Source organism: Castellaniella hirudinis, assembly GCF_047468865.1.
Classification (GTDB): Bacteria; Pseudomonadota; Gammaproteobacteria; order Burkholderiales; family Burkholderiaceae_B; genus Castellaniella; species Castellaniella hirudinis_A.
The window spans coordinates 1-14,079 of the sequence record NZ_JBLGTV010000019.1; the positions used below are offsets into that span (position 1 = coordinate 1).

A 14,079-nucleotide genomic window follows, 5' to 3' on the forward strand; every position below is an offset into this window, starting at 1 on the left:
ACAAAAAAGTGCCGGTGTCAAGTCTTTCGCGCAAATCACGCAGGGCTTGAAACCGTATATGGGACAGTAGGTTAGCTCTTTTCGGGGCCGCTTTGCAGAACCGCGGCTTCGTCGGCTAGGAGCCACATAAGAGCGTCGGGAGAGAAAGCCGCATCGCACCGTGTCGTGCTGGATTGCCGAGGAACGGCGGGCCTGTCGCGTCATCATAGCCCAAGAGGCTTGGCGGCATCCAGAATGAAGAACGCGCAGCCGGTGGCTGCGCGTTCGATGGATGCCGTTGGTATGTGACGCCATCATGTCGGCTTCGATGGCGCGCTCCGGGTCGCCGTGCCCTTCCTGAATCCCCGATCCCCCGCCATGAACGCCTCCAGCATGTGCGGGATCAATTTCTCTGCATCGACCGCCTCGCCATACGCCTGCGCGTGCAGCGAGGCGTAGCGGTCGAGGTCGGCTTTCAGGCTTGCCGGGCAGGCAAAGGTCAGCTTGACGCTCTCGGTCTTGGGCAGCGGCCCGAGCCGCAACTTCTTGGTCATGCTCATTGCGAAGCACCCCGGTTGAAGAACAGCGGCTGGTACGGCCGCAGCACCAGATCCCGGTTAACGATGATGCGAACCGGCAGGCCCGGCCGGCTGGTCAGCGTCGGCTGGATGTTCATGTTGCGCCGGGTGATCTCCTGTCCGACTTGATTGATGCTGTCCTGGGCGCTATCACGCCCGGCGATGACGATGCGGTTGCCGTCCTGGCGGTTCTCCGGCGCGGCCAGTTCGGCGCCCACGCCCAGCAGCGTCGTCAGCACCGCGCCCGAGACGATGCGCTTCCAATGCCAGTCCACGTCGTCCTCCAGGCCGGCGTAGCCCGCTGGATCGGTGCCCACAAGGTTGTCGAGCGTCAGCGATGAGGTATCCGGCAGGATGACCCGGTTCCACACCACCTGCACGCGGCTCTGCCCATAGCTGACCTGGCTGTTGTACTTGCCCAGGATGCGCGACCCCTGCGGGATCAGCAGGAACTTGCCCGTGGCCGTGTCATAGACCGGCTCTGTGACGGTGGCGATCACATCGCCCGGAAGATCGGACTTGATGCCTGTCACCAGCGCCCCGGCGATCACGGTTCCGGCCATCACTTGATACGGCGACGCCGGCAGTGCCAGATGGCCGGAATTGCGGGTTTCCGTAGAACCGGCTTTCAGGAACGCCTCTTTCTGGTCTTGCCGGTTCTGCACGGCGGTCGGATCGGATGGCTGCGCCGCCGTCGAGGCCGGCCCGGGGGCGAGCGGATCGAAGGCCGCGAGCGTGCTTGCAGCGCCAGGCACACCCGGCGCTGCCAATGCCACCGTGGCCGCGGCTTGGCCGCCCGAGCGGAAGAACACCGACGAAGCCGCAGCGGCCTCCGCTTCCTTGCGCAAAGCGTCGTTGGGATCATGGCCGGGGGCCGCGTAAGCGGCCACGGCTGGCTGCTGCGAGTTCACGATGGCTGGCCCCAGGTCGCCCGGCAGCGGTGGCCCCAGCTCGGGCACCTTCGGCGGCAGCTTCGAGTAATCGGCCGGCAGGCCATCCAGCCCTTCGGACTTCGAGACGCGATCGACGTTGTAAAGCTCGGTCTGCTCGCCCGCGCCCCGCCGGTGCGGCTGCAATGACCAGATCGTGGCACCGAGCACGGCGACCGACAGGCCGCCGACGAGGGCGGCCAGCGTGCGCCGGTTCAGGCGCGTGACCGGGCGCGGGCGGGCGCGCAGCGCCACCGCCTCGGGCGCTACCTTGCCCGCCTGCGGCGTGGCGAGGTCGGGGGTGTCGTCCTGGCTCATGGTCAGTTCCTCCGCGTTCCGTCGGTGCGCTCGATCCGCACCACGTCACCCTTGTCCCCGCCCAGCCGCAACTCGGCAGCGCCGAACAGGCGATCCACGATGAAATACGGCGAGCGGAAGCGGTAGTTCACCAACTGCCCGTCGCCCTGGGCACCAATGACGAACAACGGCGGCAGCTCGCCTTGTGCGATGCCCGCCGGGAACTGGATATAGACCTTCGCGCCATCGTCGAAGGCGCGCAGTGGCTTCCAGGGCGGATTGCTGCCGCTGATCGTGTAGCGGAAGCGCAGGTTCTCCAGCGACAGCCCGGTATCGACCGGCGCGGCGGCGCTGGCCGCCTGCGCCTGGCGCTGCAAAGCCAGCATCCGGTCGCGCGGGTACTCCCACGACACGGATGCCATCCATGTTTTCTCGGTCGAAGCCAGCTCCAGCAGGTACGTCCTGCGGCTGGTGGTGATGACGAGATTGGTCTTGAGGCCCGAGCGGATCGGCTTGACCAGCACGTTCACGCGCAGGTCGGCACCGCTGCCGCTGGACGTGTCGCCCACGATCCAGCGCACGGTATCGCCGGCGGCCACCGTTACCAGCTCCTCACCCGGCTGGAGCGAAACCACGGTCACGCGGCCCACGGCCGCATAGACCTGGTACAGCGCGCCATCGGTGAAGGGCCACACCTGAATCGCGTTGACGTAGCCCTCGCGCGTGGGCGCGACGCGCGCCTCGGCATTGGCCCGCGAGACGCGCACCTTCTCATCGGCCGGTTCCGGCACCGGCTTGGCATCCTCGGCTTCGGGCAACGGCTGCAACTGCGCCGGCATCGGCAGCACCTCGGGCACAGCCACCACCTCTACCGGCGCGGGCGGCTCGGGCAGCGGCTGGGCCTGTACTGGCTCATCGAGCGAGATGACCGGCGGCGGCCTGCCCTGCGTGGCGCAGCCCGCAAGGGCAGCGAGCATCAACGGCAAAGCGAAAAAGCGGAAAGACAGGTTCATGGTTTTACTCCTTCGGAAGAATCCAGTTCGCGGCTCCACGACAGGCCATTGACGTAAATGCCGAGAGGGTTCTTGCGCAGGCGTTCCTCGGTGCGTGGCGTCTGCTGCACGATGGAAATCACGGCGTTCCAGCGTTCAGTGCCTGCGGCGGCGCCGTTGACGTAGCGCCGCTCCGTCCAGCGCACGTTGAAAGACGTGTCGCTGGCACGGGTCACGCTGGCAATCTGCACCGTCACCGACTCCTTGCCGATGCGCGCGAACGGGTCGTTGACCCGTGCGTAGTCGTTGAGCACGGCCGCGCCCTTGTCGGTCGTGTAGTCGTAGGCGTCCAGCCAGTTCTGGCGGACGACAATGGGGTCGATGGACAGCGAGCGCACCAGCGTCACGAAGCGCGCGATGTGGTGCGCGGTCTGCGCATCGTTGGGCCGGTACGGCGTGGCGGCTTCGCCCACGGCGCGCACCTGGCCCGCGTTGTCCACCTCCACCACGTAAGGCGTCACGATGGACTGCGCCGAGCGCCACACCAGGCCGCCGGCCATCAGAAGTGCGAGCGTGAGGCACCCGAAGGCCATCAGCCGCCAGTTCTTCGCCTGCACACGCGGCGAGCCGATACGGTCGTCCCACACCTGGCCGGCAGCTTGGTACGGCGTGGCAGGCTGCGGCGTGTCGGCATAGCGCACCTGCGGTTTCTTGAATCGCATGGTCAGTTCTCCTTATGAATCGGAATCGCGCAGGCTTGGCCCTTGGCCGGAGCCGCCGCCATCGCCACCGCGCAGCGCGTGGGCGGTGGTGGTCGCGGCATGGGTGAGTTGCTGGCGGCGATGCAGGCGCTTGGCCCAAGCGGGCTGTTCCTGTGTCTGCGCCGTAGCGGCGCCGGATGCGGCCTCGCCTGCGGCACCCTGACCGGATGCCGCGCCCGCGCCGCTATCGGCAGCAGCGCCATTCCAGCCAGCGCGGAAGGGAGCGGCCATGCGTTGCCCGGCAGCGGAAGCGCGGGATGCAGCGCCTCGCCCGGCTGCCTGCGCGCCGGTCTTGGCGACGTTGCCCAGGCCCGCCATTGCGCCTTTCGCACCACCACCTGCGGCGGCGGAGCCGGCCTGGAACGCCGATTTCGCACTACCAGCCGCCGACGTGGCGGCACGCGCACCAGCGCCGGCCAGCTTGGCGGCAGCCGGGGCCATGCGCGCGCCAGCGGCCACGGCACCGCCTACGCCCGTCGCAGCGGCGCCAATGGCGACGGCCGTGCCGGCAGCGCCGACAGCAGCACCGGCCATTGCGCCCGCGCCGAGTTGCGGCGCACCGGACACGAGGCCCGTGGCAATGCCGGGGCCGAAGATCCCCAGCGCCAGCAGCGTGAGTGAGGCCAGCATGATGACCAGCGCGTGGTCGATGGACGGCTCGGCGGGATGGACTTGGAACTGAGCGAACAAGCCCGAGCCGATCCCGACGATCACGGCCAGCACCAGAACCTTGACGCCGGAGGCCACCACGTTGCCTAAGACCTTTTCGGCGAGGAACGCGGTCTTGTTCCAGAGCGCGAATGGCACCAGCACGAATCCGGCGAGCGTGGTCAGCTTGAACTCGATCAGCGTGATGAACAGTTGGATCGCCAGCACGAAGAAGCACAGGACCACGACCAGCCACGCGAGGAACATCACCACGATGGGGTCGAGGTTCACGAACACTTCGGGAAAGCCCGCCATCTCGCCGATCTGCTCCAGAATCGGCGCCCCGGCGTCGATGCCGGTTTTCGCCAGCCGGCCCGGCTGCAAGAAGTTCTCCATCGTGATGGCCGAGCCGGTGGCGGTGATGCCCAATCCCGCAAACGAGCGGAACACGATGCTGGCCAGCCAGTTGAAGTTGTTGATGATGTAAGCGAAGGCACCGACGTAGAGCACCTTGCGCAGCAGCTTGGCGATCACGTCCTCGCCCTGGCCGGTGGCATGGCTCATGGCCCAATACAGGCCGGCGATCGTCATGTCGATGACGATTAGCGTGGCCGTGAGGAACGCCACTTCGCCCCGCAGCAGCCCGAAACCCGAGTCGATATAAGCGGCAAAGGTGTTGAGGAACTGGTCGATGATGGTCACGTCATTCATGGCGTGTCCTCCGGTTCGGCGGGATCGGCCGGCGCCATGCCATCGGCCGGCTCCTCGAAGCTCGGCGGGATCGGCGGCAGGTCGGCCAGCGTCTGGTACTCATCCGGCCCGGCCTGGCCGGAGAAGAAGCGCCGCCGGAAGGCTTCGGCGGCGGCACGGCAAGCATCCTCGCCCGTGGCCTGCCGGTCGGCCGCGCATTGCGCGCGCAATGCCTTCAGCCGCACGGGATCGGCGGCCAGGGCATCGGCAAGGTGGTCGGCCGGCTGCTCGCCGCAAGCGGCCAGCAGCGCGACACACAGGACGAGGACGCATCGCATGGCGGCCTCCCGTCAGTTGCCGTAGAAGTTCACGGGCTGCGTCGTGTACGGCGTGCCTTCCCCGAGGAAGCGCCGTCGCACTTCGCGGGCGCGCTCGGTGGCCGCCGCCTGCCGCGCCAGTTCCAGCGAGGCGGCCCGGTCTTGCGTGATCTGGAGCCGCTGCGACTGGATCGACTGCTTGGCCTGCAAGGCGAGCAACTGGTTCATTGCCTGCATCGCTTGCAGCGCGCCTTGCGCCGACTGGCTCTTGCCGACCAGATCGGCCAGCACGCTTTCGTCTTCGCCCAGGTTCTGCGACACCTGCGCCTGCATCTGCATGGTGATCTGCAAACCGTTGAGCGTGTTCTTCCACCGCTCCTGCGCGTCGCGGTACATCTGGTCGCCGCTGACGGTGGCGGCGTATTGCTCCGGGTACAGGCGCGCGAACTCCCGATCGAGGTTCGTCACGTCGTAGGCCAAGCCTCGCGCATGGGCGATCAGCCGCTCGGTGGTCGCCAGGTTGGCGCGCAACTGGCCGACCACGCTGGACGGCAGGCTGGCGAGGTTGCGCGCCTGGTTCATCAGCATCTGCGCTTCGTTCTGAAGCTGCTGGATTTGGTTGTTGATCTGCTCCAGCGTGCGGATCGCGGTCAGCGTGTTCTGCACGAGGTTCGTGGGGTCGATCACGACCCATTGCGCATGGGCGGTGGCGGTGCAAAGCATGGCCGCGATGGCAGCGGCGACAAGGCGCTTCTTCATGGCAGGTTCTCCAGGGGTTGGTCAGCGAGGGAACCCGGCGCGAGGCCGGGGAACGAGGGCAGCAGGTCAGCCGCCCAATCGAGGCCGCGATGGCGCAGCCAGGCACCCGCGAAGCCGGGCGTGCCGGCGTCCAGCAGCACGCGGTCTATGTCGCGCTGGTCTTGCGGCGTGGAAGCGCCCGCAAACGCCAGCGCTGCCGGCCCCAGGTCGAGGTCGAACAGGCGGTTGCCGAGGCGGGATTGGTAGTAGTAGTCGCGCTTGGGCTGCGCGGTGGCGACAATCTCGATCTGGCGGCTGTTGAGCCCGAAACCCTCGTAGATCGTGAGAATCTGCGGCTCGGTCGCCTGCGGGTTGGGCAGGAAGATGCGGCTCGCGCAGCTTTCGATGATCGCGGGCGCGATACTCGAATCCTTGATGTCCGCGAGCGACTGCGTGGCGAAGATCACCGACACATTTTTCTTGCGCAGCGTCTTGAGCCACTGGCGGATGCGCGCCGCAAACACCGGGTCATCAAGGAACAGCCACGCTTCATCGAGGATCAGCAGCGTGGGCGCACCGTCAAAGCGTTCATCGAAACGCGCAAAGAGGTAATGCAGCACGGCCATGACGGCGGCCTTGCTGTGCATCAGCTCCTCCATCTCGAAGCACTGCACCTCGGCCATGCCCAGCCGGTCGTGGTCGGCGTCCAGCAGCTTGCCGTGCGCGCCGCCGAGCACATACGGCGCGAGTGCCTGGCGCAGCGCGTTCGATTGCAACAGCACGGAAAGCCCCGTCATCGTGCGCTGCTCCACCGGCGCACCGGCGAGGCTGCCGAGTGCCGACCAGATGGCGGCCTTCTCGTCGGGGTTGACCGCCACGCCTTCGTGCAGCAAGCGGCCTTCGATCCATTCGGCCGCCCAGGTGCGGTAGCCCTCGCGGTCGATGCGTGCAAGCGGCTGGAAGGCGATTTCTCCGTCCGTGCCCAGGTCGTAGTGCTCGCCGCCCAGCCCGAGGATGGTGGCGCGCATCGAACGCCCCATGTCGAACGCGAAGATGCGTGAGCCGCGATAGCGGCGGAACTGCATCGCCAGCGTGGCGAGCAAGACCGACTTGCCCATGCCAGTCGGGCCGGCGACCAGCGTGTGACCCACGTCGCCGATGTGCGTCACCAGCCGGAACGGCGTCGCGCCATCGGTGCGCGTGACGATCAGCGGCGGGCCGTCGAGGTGGTCGTTCTTCTCCGGCCCCGCCCATACCGCCGACACCGGCATCATGTGGGCCAGATTCAGTGTCGAGACGATGGGCTGGCGCACGTTGGCGTAGGCGTTGCCCGGAATGGACGACAGCCACGCATCCACGGCGTTGAGCGCTTCGGGAATGGTCACGAAGCCCCGGCCCTGGATGACGCGCTCCACCATGCGCAGCTTCTCGTCCGCCACGGCGGCGTCCTCGTCCATGACGGTGACGGTCGCCGTCAGGTAGCCGAAGGCGACTTGATCGCTGCCCAACTCCTGCAAGGCAGCGTCCGCATCGGCGGCCTTGTTGTTGGCGTCGGTATCGACCAGCGGGCTTTCCTGCTGGAAGATCGCTTCGCGCAGCAGCGCGATGACGTTCTTGCGCTTGGCGAACCACTGGCGGCGCAGGCGGGAAAGTTCTTTCTCCGCCTCGGCTTTGTCGAGGCAGAGAAAGCGCGTGCTCCAGCGGTACGCAAAGCCAAGGCGGTTGAGGTCATCCAGAATCCCCGGCCAGGTCGAGGTCGGGAAACCTCGCACCGACACCACGCGCAGGTGCTGGTTGCCCAGCATGGGCGCCAGGCCACCGACCAGCGGCGAGTCGGTCAGCAGCGCGTCGATGTGGAACGGCACTTCGGGCACGCCCACGCGATAGCGCCGCGTCGAGATGGTCGCGTGCAGGTAGGTCAGCGTCTGGCTGTCATCGAGCCAGGCGATCTCCGGCATCACGCCGTCGAGCAGGTCAAAGACGCGATCCGTTTCCGCGACGAAGGCTTGCAGCCGCCCGCGCCAGTCCACGCCGGTCGTCGGCGTGTTCTCGTAGAGCATCGTGGCTGCACGGGCGCGGGATTCTTCCGGCGGCAGGTAAAGCAGCGTCAGGTGATAGCCGCTCTCGAAGTGATTGCCCGATTCCTCGAAGGCGGCCCGGCGTTCTTCCTCCACCAGCCACGAAAGCGGCTCGGGAAACTCCGAGCGCGGATAGTCGGCGGCGGCGCGGCGCTCGGCCTCGATGAACAGCGCCCAGCCCGATCCCATGCGACGCAGCGCGTTGTTCAACCGCGCCGACGTGGCGATTAGCTCGCCTTGCGTCGCGCTGTCGAGGTCAGGCCCGCGAAACCGGGCCGTGCGCTGGAAACTGCCGTCCTTGTTCAAGACGACGCCCGGTGCGACCAGCCCGGCCCAGGGCAGCCAGTCGGCAAGCAAGGCCGGGCGCTGGCGGTATTCGGCGAGGTTCAGCATCGCGGCGTCCTCCCCTCACACGTCCAGCAGCGGGCGGTGCTTGATGTGCCGGGCGAAGACCTGCATGAACTGCGGATCGACGCGCGCGCCCCATACCGCCAGCGAATGGCCGACAACCCAGAGCACCACGCCCGGAATCCACAGTTGCAGGCCCAGGCCGACAGCGGCGGCCAGCGTGCCGTTGGCGATCGCAACGGTGCGCGGCGCACCGCCAAGCAGAATCGGCTCGGTCAGCGAGCGATGCAGCGGCACCTCGAAGCCGTCCGCGAAGGTGTCCGGGGCACTCATACGACGGCCCCGCCGGAGAAGCTGAAGAACGACAGGAAGAAGCTCGAAGCTGCGAAGGCGATGGACAGACCGAAGACGATCTGGATCAGCTTGCGGAAGCCGCCGGACGTGTCGCCGAAGGCGAGCGCGAGGCCCGTGGCGATGATGATGATGACCGCGACGATGCGCGCCACCGGCCCCTGGATGGATTCGAGGATGGATTGCAGCGGGCCTTCCCACGGCATCGAGGAACCGGCTGCCTGCGCGGTTCCGGCCAGGAACAGCAGCAGCGCGGCCAGCATCAGCCCTTGCGCCGCAGGGCGGGCCAGACTATGCAGCCGTGCGAGGCGCAAAGCCGGGTTTGCAGAAAAACGGAAAGCAGGAACGATCATCTGCGTCATGGCAGTTCTCCAAGTTGGTCAGGGGACGGGGAAGTCGCCGCAGCGGGTGCGGCCTCGGGAAATAGCGGCAGCTCTGGAAACGGCGTCTCCAGTGCGTCCGCCAGTTGGTAGCCCACGCCATCGAAGCCGACGACGCGGGCGATGCTCTCGATGCGGCGCTTGCGTCCGCGTCCGGCAATGTGGATCACCACATTGACCGCCTCGGCGATCAGCGCACGCGGCGGGTTCACCGCCACTTCGAGAATCAGTTGCTCCATGCGCAGCAGCGCGCCCAGCGCGGAACCCGCGTGGATCGTGGCGATGCCGCCGGGGTGGCCGGTGCCCCACACCTTGATGAGATCCAGCGCCTCGGCGCCGCGCACCTCGCCGACCACCACGCGATCTGGCCGCAGGCGCATGGACGAACGCACCAGCTCGGTCATGGACACCACGCCGGAGCGCGTGCGCAACGGCACGTGGTCGCGGGCCGCGCATTGCAGCTCGATCGTGTCTTCGAGCACCAGCACGCGGTCGCCTGTGGCGGCTATCTCGGCCAGCAGCGCGTTGGCGAGGGTCGTCTTGCCGCTGCTGGTGGCTCCGGCGATCAAGATGTTCTGGCGCTCGCGCACGGCGCGAACGAGAAAGCCCGCCTGGGCGGCGGTCATCATTCCGTCCACGACGTACCGCTCCAGCGGAATCACGCCGATGGCGCGCTTGCGCAGCGCGAAGGCCGGCCCCGGTGCGGCGGGCGGCAAGATGCCCTCGAAGCGTTCGCCGGTTTCGGGCAACTCGGCGGACAGCAGCGGCTGGCCGCGATGGACTTCTGCGCCGACGTGGGCCGCGACCAGGCGAATGATTCGCTCGCCATCGGCTTCGGGCATCTCCACGCCCATAGGTGCGCGGCCCGACGACAGCCGATCCACCCAAAGGGTGCGATCAGGGTTGAGCATGATTTCCACCACATCGGGGTCTTCGAGTGCGGTGGCGATCAGCGGCCCCATTGCCGTGCGCAGCATCTGGACGCGTCGGTCGAGCGAGGCCGCAGCGGATGAGCGTGGTTCGGGCGGGAGTTGCGGAACGGCGCTCATGACGCACGCTCCCGCGCCTGCGCGGCTGCCGCAGCGTCCTCCATCCGCATCGGGTCGGGGTGCAGTTCCTCCACCATGTCGCGCACCAGGCTGCGCCCGCGCATCAGGTGGCGGCTGAGCTGTTCGGTGAACTGCTCGAAGCGTGCTTTCCCCTGAGCGCGGGCCGCGTCTTGGTGCGCCTCGGGAACCGGCGTGCTGACGGTCAGGTAGTAGCGGATGAATAGCGCCAGCGTTTCGATGGCGATGTTCTGGTCGCGCTCCATGCGCTCGGCTTGGCGCGACAAGCGATCAAGGCGCTTGGCGATGGCTGCCTCGCGTTGGTCGGCCGCGTCCGGCGACAGCCAGGACGCCAAGGCGGCAGCGACGATGCTGGATTTGGACACGCCTTTCTTGGCGGCCAGTTCATCGAGCCGCTGGGCGTGCTCGGGCTGGATAAAGAGGTTCAGGCGATAGTGGCTCATAGCTCGATTCCGTCGTTGGGGTTCAGCGATGCCAGCCGGGCCGTGCGCTGCATGGCCGGATCAAGATGGCGAGGAAGGGGAAGCGGCAGGTCGTCGTCATCGAGCAGGCCGAGGTCGGCCGCGGGCGCGGCCAGCTCGGGGTCGTAGGCGACGGTTTCGCAAAGCTCGGGCTGACGTCGCGGGCCGCCGTCGTCGGCCGAAGCGCCGAAGCCGTCGGCGGCATCGGCCGCAGGCGTGGCGGGCACGGCAGGGATTGCCAGCCCGCTCCAGTCGTCGGGGCGCAATGGTGGCGCGTCGGCGTACTGGCCGCCTGCTAGCGCAGGCGGCGGCAACACGCGCTGCTTGAAATTGGCGTCGGCGTAGTAGCGCAGCTTCGTGGCCTTGATCGGGGCCACGCTGGACACCATCACCACGGCCTCGTCGGGCGGAAGCTGCATGACTTCGCCCGGCGTCAGCAGCGGGCGGGCCGTCTCCTGGCGCGACACCATGAGGTGCCCCAGCCACGGCGCAAGCCGATGGCCCGCGTAGTTGCGCTGCGCGCGCAGCTCGGTCGCCGTGCCCAGCGTCTCGGAAATGCGCTTGGCCGTGCGTTCGTCGTTCGTGGCGAACGTCACGCGCACATGACAGTTGTCCAGAATCGAATGGTTCTGGCCGTAGGCTTTGTCGATCTGGTTGAGCGACTGCGCGATGAGGAAGCTGCGGATGCCGTAGCCCGCCATGAAGGCCAGCGCCGTCTCGAAGAAGTCGAGCCGGCCCAGGGCCGGAAACTCATCGAGCATCAGCAGCAGCTTGTGGCGGCGCTCGATTCCGTCGGAGCCGTCGAGCGATTCGGTGAGGCGTCGCCCGATCTGGTTGAGGATCAACCGGATCAAGGGCTTCGTCCGGCTTATGTCCGAAGGCGGCACCACCAGATACAGCGACACCGGATGCTCGGCCGCGATCAGGTCGGCGATGCGCCAGTCGCAGCGCGAGGTGACTTCGGCCACCGTGGGGTCACGGTACAGGCCGAGGAACGACATGGCGGTGCTCAACACGCCGGAGCGTTCGTTGTCGCTCTTGTTGAGCACTTCGCGCGCCGCCGATGCCACCACGGGATGCGGGCCACCACCGTCTTCGTTCACGAGATGCGGCGTGGTCATCATCCTGTGCAAGGTCAGCTCGAACGGGCTGGCCGGGTCGCTGAGGAAGTTGGCGACGCCGCGCAGCGTCTTGTCCTCGCCCGCGTAGAGCACATGCAGGATCGCGCCGACCAGCAGGGCGTGGCTGGTCTTTTCCCAATGGTTGCGCTTCTCCAGCGCACCTTCGGGATCGACCAGAATGTCCGCGATGTTCTGCACGTCGCGCACCTCATGCGCACCGCGCCGCACCTCCAGCAGCGGGTTGTAGGCCGCCGACTTCGCATCGGTGGGGTTGAACAGCAGGCAGTGGCTGAAACGGCTACGCCAGCCGGCGGTGATCTGCCAGTTCTCGCCTTTGATGTCGTGGATGACGGCGGACGCAGGCCAGGAAAGCAGTGTCGGCACCACTAGGCCGACACCTTTGCCGCTGCGCGTGGGCGCAAAGGTCAGGACGTGTTCCGGCCCTTCATGGCGCAGGTACTGGCGGTCATGCTGGCCGAGGAAAACACCGGCCGGCTGCGTCAGCCCCGCCTTGCGAATGTCATCCGCGTTCGCCCAGCGTGCCGAGCCGTAGGTCGTGACAAGGCGCGATTGGCGCGAGCGCCAGATCGACATGCCGATGGCGACCACCACCGCCAGCAGGCCGCTGCCGCCCGCGATGGCGCCGCCGGTATCGAAAACGCGCGGCGCGTAGGCATCGAAGAAGAACCACCACTCAAACAGCTTCCACGGGTGGTAGATCGGTGTGCCAAGAAGATCGAACCAGGGCGAGCCAAGGCGTAGCTGATAACCAAGGGCGGCTGCTGTCCATTGTGTGGCGCCCCACACGCCGGCGATCACGATGCCGAATACCACGGCAATCTGACCGAACAGCACGTTCGTCCCTTGCATGACCTGGCCTCCGATTTCTCCTGCGCTGATTCCTCATGGAAAAAGCGGCATAAGGACGTGCCGCAAGCGTCAGGATCGGTGCCGGGTCAGTGCCGGTCAAAGACCGTTTTCAGCAGAAAGGTCGAGTAAAAAGACAGAATGAGTGCGACGACGAGCCAAAGAAAAACGCCGCAAGCGCGGGCGCATTGCGGCGTGTCGAGCAGAGGAATGAAGGCGGTTCGGAAAATAGCCAACAATCAAAATTTGGGAGACTCTTTCGGCGGCGTATAGGGCGTTTCGCCGTCGCCATAGAACCGCTTGCGCGTAGCTTCTGCTACGCGGTTACACAGCATGTCGCCCAACTTGAGGCGGTCGGTCTTGCATTGCTGGCGCAGATCTTTGAGCCGTTCGGGGTTGGCTGCCAGTTCTTCCACCGTCGGGACACTTGCATCCGAGCCTTTGGCCTTCTGAGGGGTCTCAGACTGGCCGCAGCTAGTCAGGGCGAACACTAACAAGAAAGGGATGGGCTTGTTCATGGCGTGAATTCTTCCGGGGGGTCAGGACTGCGACGTGGAACAGGCTTTGTGAACTCCGGCGATTCAATGGCTTGTACGCGCTCAATGAACCGCGCAAGCACATCGGACGGCTCATCGTCGAGGTGCAGCACGTAGGTCGTCAGCGGCGGTACGCGCGACGCCAGTGGTCGGGCCACTACGCCCGGCTCACGGCTGGCGGCTATGTGCGCTTCACCCGTCAGCCCAATCGCGAAGCCTGCCGAAACCAGTGCCATCATCAAATCGCAGGAAGCCACACGTTCCGCAACCAGTGGCTCCATGTCAGCTCGACGCAGCACCCGTTCGACATGCTTGGCATGGCCTTCGCACACTTTCGGATTGCACAGAACCAGCGGGTAGCGCAGCAACTCATCCAGCGGGATGCGCTTGTGGGCCAGCAGCGGATGCCGCGCCGGCACTGCCACCATCAGCGCATCGCTCCATGCAGGTATGGCGATGATGCCATCGCCTACGTCATCGGATTGCGCGAACCCCACATCATATAAGTCGTCATGCAAGCCTTTGATCTGCTGTGAAAGCGGCACCTCGAAGAATCGAAGTTCAACTTCCGGCTCTTCCTGGCGGCACAACGCCAACAAGCTTGGCAAGCGGGACGGTGTGATGCCGTCCGATAGCGCCACGCGCAACTGCCCGTGAAAACCATTAGCCGCTGCTTTTACGCTGTCACGCGCTTGTTCCAAGGCAGCAAACACGCGACGCACATGTTCCAAGAACAAACTCCCGGTGCGGGTGAGCCGCGTGCTTCGTGTGGTGCGGGCAAACAGCACCACGCCCAGTTCTTCCTCCAACTCCTTGATGGCCCGTGACAGTGGGGATTGCTCTATGTGCAGCCGCTCGGCAGCACGGGCGAAGTGAAGTTCCTCTGCAACTGCGAGAAAGTATCGAAGATGACGTAACTCCATTCCCTTGATCTCGATTGC

15 protein-coding genes are annotated in these 14,079 nt (G+C 66.4%); all 15 read right to left on the minus strand.

Annotated features, from left to right (window positions below; all coding sequences use genetic code 11):
• Nucleotides 1-293: 293 nt before the first annotated feature.
• The 15 genes from ACMHYJ_RS15720 to ACMHYJ_RS15790 all read right to left on the minus strand — a co-directional run bounded on the left by ACMHYJ_RS15720 (nt 294) and on the right by ACMHYJ_RS15790 (nt 14,061).
• On the minus strand, nt 294-539 hold the full coding sequence (locus ACMHYJ_RS15720; protein WP_023114203.1) for a DUF2274 domain-containing protein: 246 nt from the start codon (nt 537-539) through the stop codon (nt 294-296).
• Nucleotides 536-1,804, minus strand: coding sequence for a TrbI/VirB10 family protein (locus ACMHYJ_RS15725; protein ID WP_023114202.1), 1,269 nt, complete (start codon nt 1,802-1,804; stop codon nt 536-538). Before ACMHYJ_RS15725 ends, ACMHYJ_RS15720 begins: the two co-directional genes overlap by 4 nt.
• Nucleotides 1,805-1,806: 2 nt before the next feature.
• Nucleotides 1,807-2,796 (minus strand): P-type conjugative transfer protein TrbG, encoded by a 990-nt coding sequence (gene trbG / locus ACMHYJ_RS15730; RefSeq protein ID WP_023114201.1) that lies wholly within the window; start codon nt 2,794-2,796, stop codon nt 1,807-1,809.
• Entirely contained in the window at nt 2,793-3,497 is a 705-nt protein-coding gene (gene trbF, locus ACMHYJ_RS15735; protein WP_023114200.1) for a conjugal transfer protein TrbF, read from the minus strand. The genes trbG and trbF overlap by 4 nt, the downstream gene beginning before the upstream one ends.
• Nucleotides 3,498-3,509: 12 nt before the next feature.
• On the minus strand, nt 3,510-4,895 hold the full coding sequence (gene trbL, locus ACMHYJ_RS15740; protein WP_023114199.1) for a P-type conjugative transfer protein TrbL: 1,386 nt from the start codon (nt 4,893-4,895) through the stop codon (nt 3,510-3,512).
• Nucleotides 4,892-5,212 (minus strand): hypothetical protein, encoded by a 321-nt coding sequence (locus ACMHYJ_RS15745; protein ID WP_023114198.1) that lies wholly within the window; start codon nt 5,210-5,212, stop codon nt 4,892-4,894. Before ACMHYJ_RS15745 ends, trbL begins: the two co-directional genes overlap by 4 nt.
• Before the next feature lie 12 nt (nt 5,213-5,224).
• A complete protein-coding gene (gene trbJ, locus ACMHYJ_RS15750; RefSeq protein ID WP_414247140.1) occupies nt 5,225-5,950 on the minus strand; it encodes a P-type conjugative transfer protein TrbJ in 726 nt (241 codons plus the stop codon).
• Nucleotides 5,947-8,400, minus strand: coding sequence for a conjugal transfer protein TrbE (gene trbE / locus ACMHYJ_RS15755; protein WP_414247141.1), 2,454 nt, complete (start codon nt 8,398-8,400; stop codon nt 5,947-5,949). The genes trbJ and trbE overlap by 4 nt, the downstream gene beginning before the upstream one ends.
• Nucleotides 8,401-8,415: 15 nt before the next feature.
• Complete coding sequence (locus ACMHYJ_RS15760; protein ID WP_023114195.1) at nt 8,416-8,688, minus strand: VirB3 family type IV secretion system protein; 273 nt, start codon at nt 8,686-8,688, stop codon at nt 8,416-8,418.
• The gene (locus tag ACMHYJ_RS15765; protein ID WP_349711899.1) at nt 8,685-9,068 is read right to left on the minus strand and encodes a TrbC/VirB2 family protein; all 384 of its coding nucleotides are present in this window, start codon (nt 9,066-9,068) and stop codon (nt 8,685-8,687) included. The genes ACMHYJ_RS15760 and ACMHYJ_RS15765 overlap by 4 nt, the downstream gene beginning before the upstream one ends.
• The gene (gene trbB, locus ACMHYJ_RS15770) at nt 9,065-10,135 is read right to left on the minus strand and encodes a P-type conjugative transfer ATPase TrbB (RefSeq protein ID WP_349711901.1); all 1,071 of its coding nucleotides are present in this window, start codon (nt 10,133-10,135) and stop codon (nt 9,065-9,067) included. Before trbB ends, ACMHYJ_RS15765 begins: the two co-directional genes overlap by 4 nt.
• Nucleotides 10,132-10,596: a CopG family transcriptional regulator gene (locus ACMHYJ_RS15775; protein WP_349711903.1), complete on the minus strand. Its 465-nt coding sequence runs from the start codon at nt 10,594-10,596 to the stop codon at nt 10,132-10,134. The genes trbB and ACMHYJ_RS15775 overlap by 4 nt, the downstream gene beginning before the upstream one ends.
• The gene (locus tag ACMHYJ_RS15780) at nt 10,593-12,605 is read right to left on the minus strand and encodes a conjugal transfer protein TraG (protein ID WP_414247142.1); all 2,013 of its coding nucleotides are present in this window, start codon (nt 12,603-12,605) and stop codon (nt 10,593-10,595) included. Before ACMHYJ_RS15780 ends, ACMHYJ_RS15775 begins: the two co-directional genes overlap by 4 nt.
• A 236-nt stretch (nt 12,606-12,841) precedes the next feature.
• Nucleotides 12,842-13,120 carry an entry exclusion lipoprotein TrbK gene (locus ACMHYJ_RS15785; protein ID WP_414247143.1) on the minus strand — a complete coding sequence of 93 codons (279 nt, stop codon included), beginning with the start codon at nt 13,118-13,120 and terminating at the stop codon, nt 12,842-12,844.
• Nucleotides 13,117-14,061: a LysR family transcriptional regulator gene (locus tag ACMHYJ_RS15790; RefSeq protein WP_414247144.1), complete on the minus strand. Its 945-nt coding sequence runs from the start codon at nt 14,059-14,061 to the stop codon at nt 13,117-13,119. Before ACMHYJ_RS15790 ends, ACMHYJ_RS15785 begins: the two co-directional genes overlap by 4 nt.
• Nucleotides 14,062-14,079: the final 18 nt, after the last annotated feature.

Coding starts and splice junctions, on each gene's coding strand:
- ACMHYJ_RS15745 (WP_023114198.1), bottom strand. CDS start 5,212: ATGCGATGCGTCCTCGTCCTGTGTGTCGCGCTGCTGGCCGCTTGCGGC.
- trbG (WP_023114201.1), bottom strand. CDS start 2,796: ATGAACCTGTCTTTCCGCTTTTTCGCTTTGCCGTTGATGCTCGCTGCC.
- trbF (WP_023114200.1), bottom strand. CDS start 3,497: ATGCGATTCAAGAAACCGCAGGTGCGCTATGCCGACACGCCGCAGCCT.
- trbL (WP_023114199.1), bottom strand. CDS start 4,895: ATGAATGACGTGACCATCATCGACCAGTTCCTCAACACCTTTGCCGCT.
- trbB (WP_349711901.1), bottom strand. CDS start 10,135: ATGAGCGCCGTTCCGCAACTCCCGCCCGAACCACGCTCATCCGCTGCG.
- ACMHYJ_RS15760 (WP_023114195.1), bottom strand. CDS start 8,688: ATGAGTGCCCCGGACACCTTCGCGGACGGCTTCGAGGTGCCGCTGCAT.
- trbE (WP_414247141.1), bottom strand. CDS start 8,400: ATGCTGAACCTCGCCGAATACCGCCAGCGCCCGGCCTTGCTTGCCGAC.
- ACMHYJ_RS15725 (WP_023114202.1), bottom strand. CDS start 1,804: ATGAGCCAGGACGACACCCCCGACCTCGCCACGCCGCAGGCGGGCAAG.
- ACMHYJ_RS15790 (WP_414247144.1), bottom strand. CDS start 14,061: ATGGAGTTACGTCATCTTCGATACTTTCTCGCAGTTGCAGAGGAACTT.
- ACMHYJ_RS15785 (WP_414247143.1), bottom strand. CDS start 13,120: ATGAACAAGCCCATCCCTTTCTTGTTAGTGTTCGCCCTGACTAGCTGC.
- ACMHYJ_RS15780 (WP_414247142.1), bottom strand. CDS start 12,605: ATGCAAGGGACGAACGTGCTGTTCGGTCAGATTGCCGTGGTATTCGGC.
- ACMHYJ_RS15765 (WP_349711899.1), bottom strand. CDS start 9,068: ATGACGCAGATGATCGTTCCTGCTTTCCGTTTTTCTGCAAACCCGGCT.
- trbJ (WP_414247140.1), bottom strand. CDS start 5,950: ATGAAGAAGCGCCTTGTCGCCGCTGCCATCGCGGCCATGCTTTGCACC.
- ACMHYJ_RS15720 (WP_023114203.1), bottom strand. CDS start 539: ATGAGCATGACCAAGAAGTTGCGGCTCGGGCCGCTGCCCAAGACCGAG.
- ACMHYJ_RS15775 (WP_349711903.1), bottom strand. CDS start 10,596: ATGAGCCACTATCGCCTGAACCTCTTTATCCAGCCCGAGCACGCCCAG.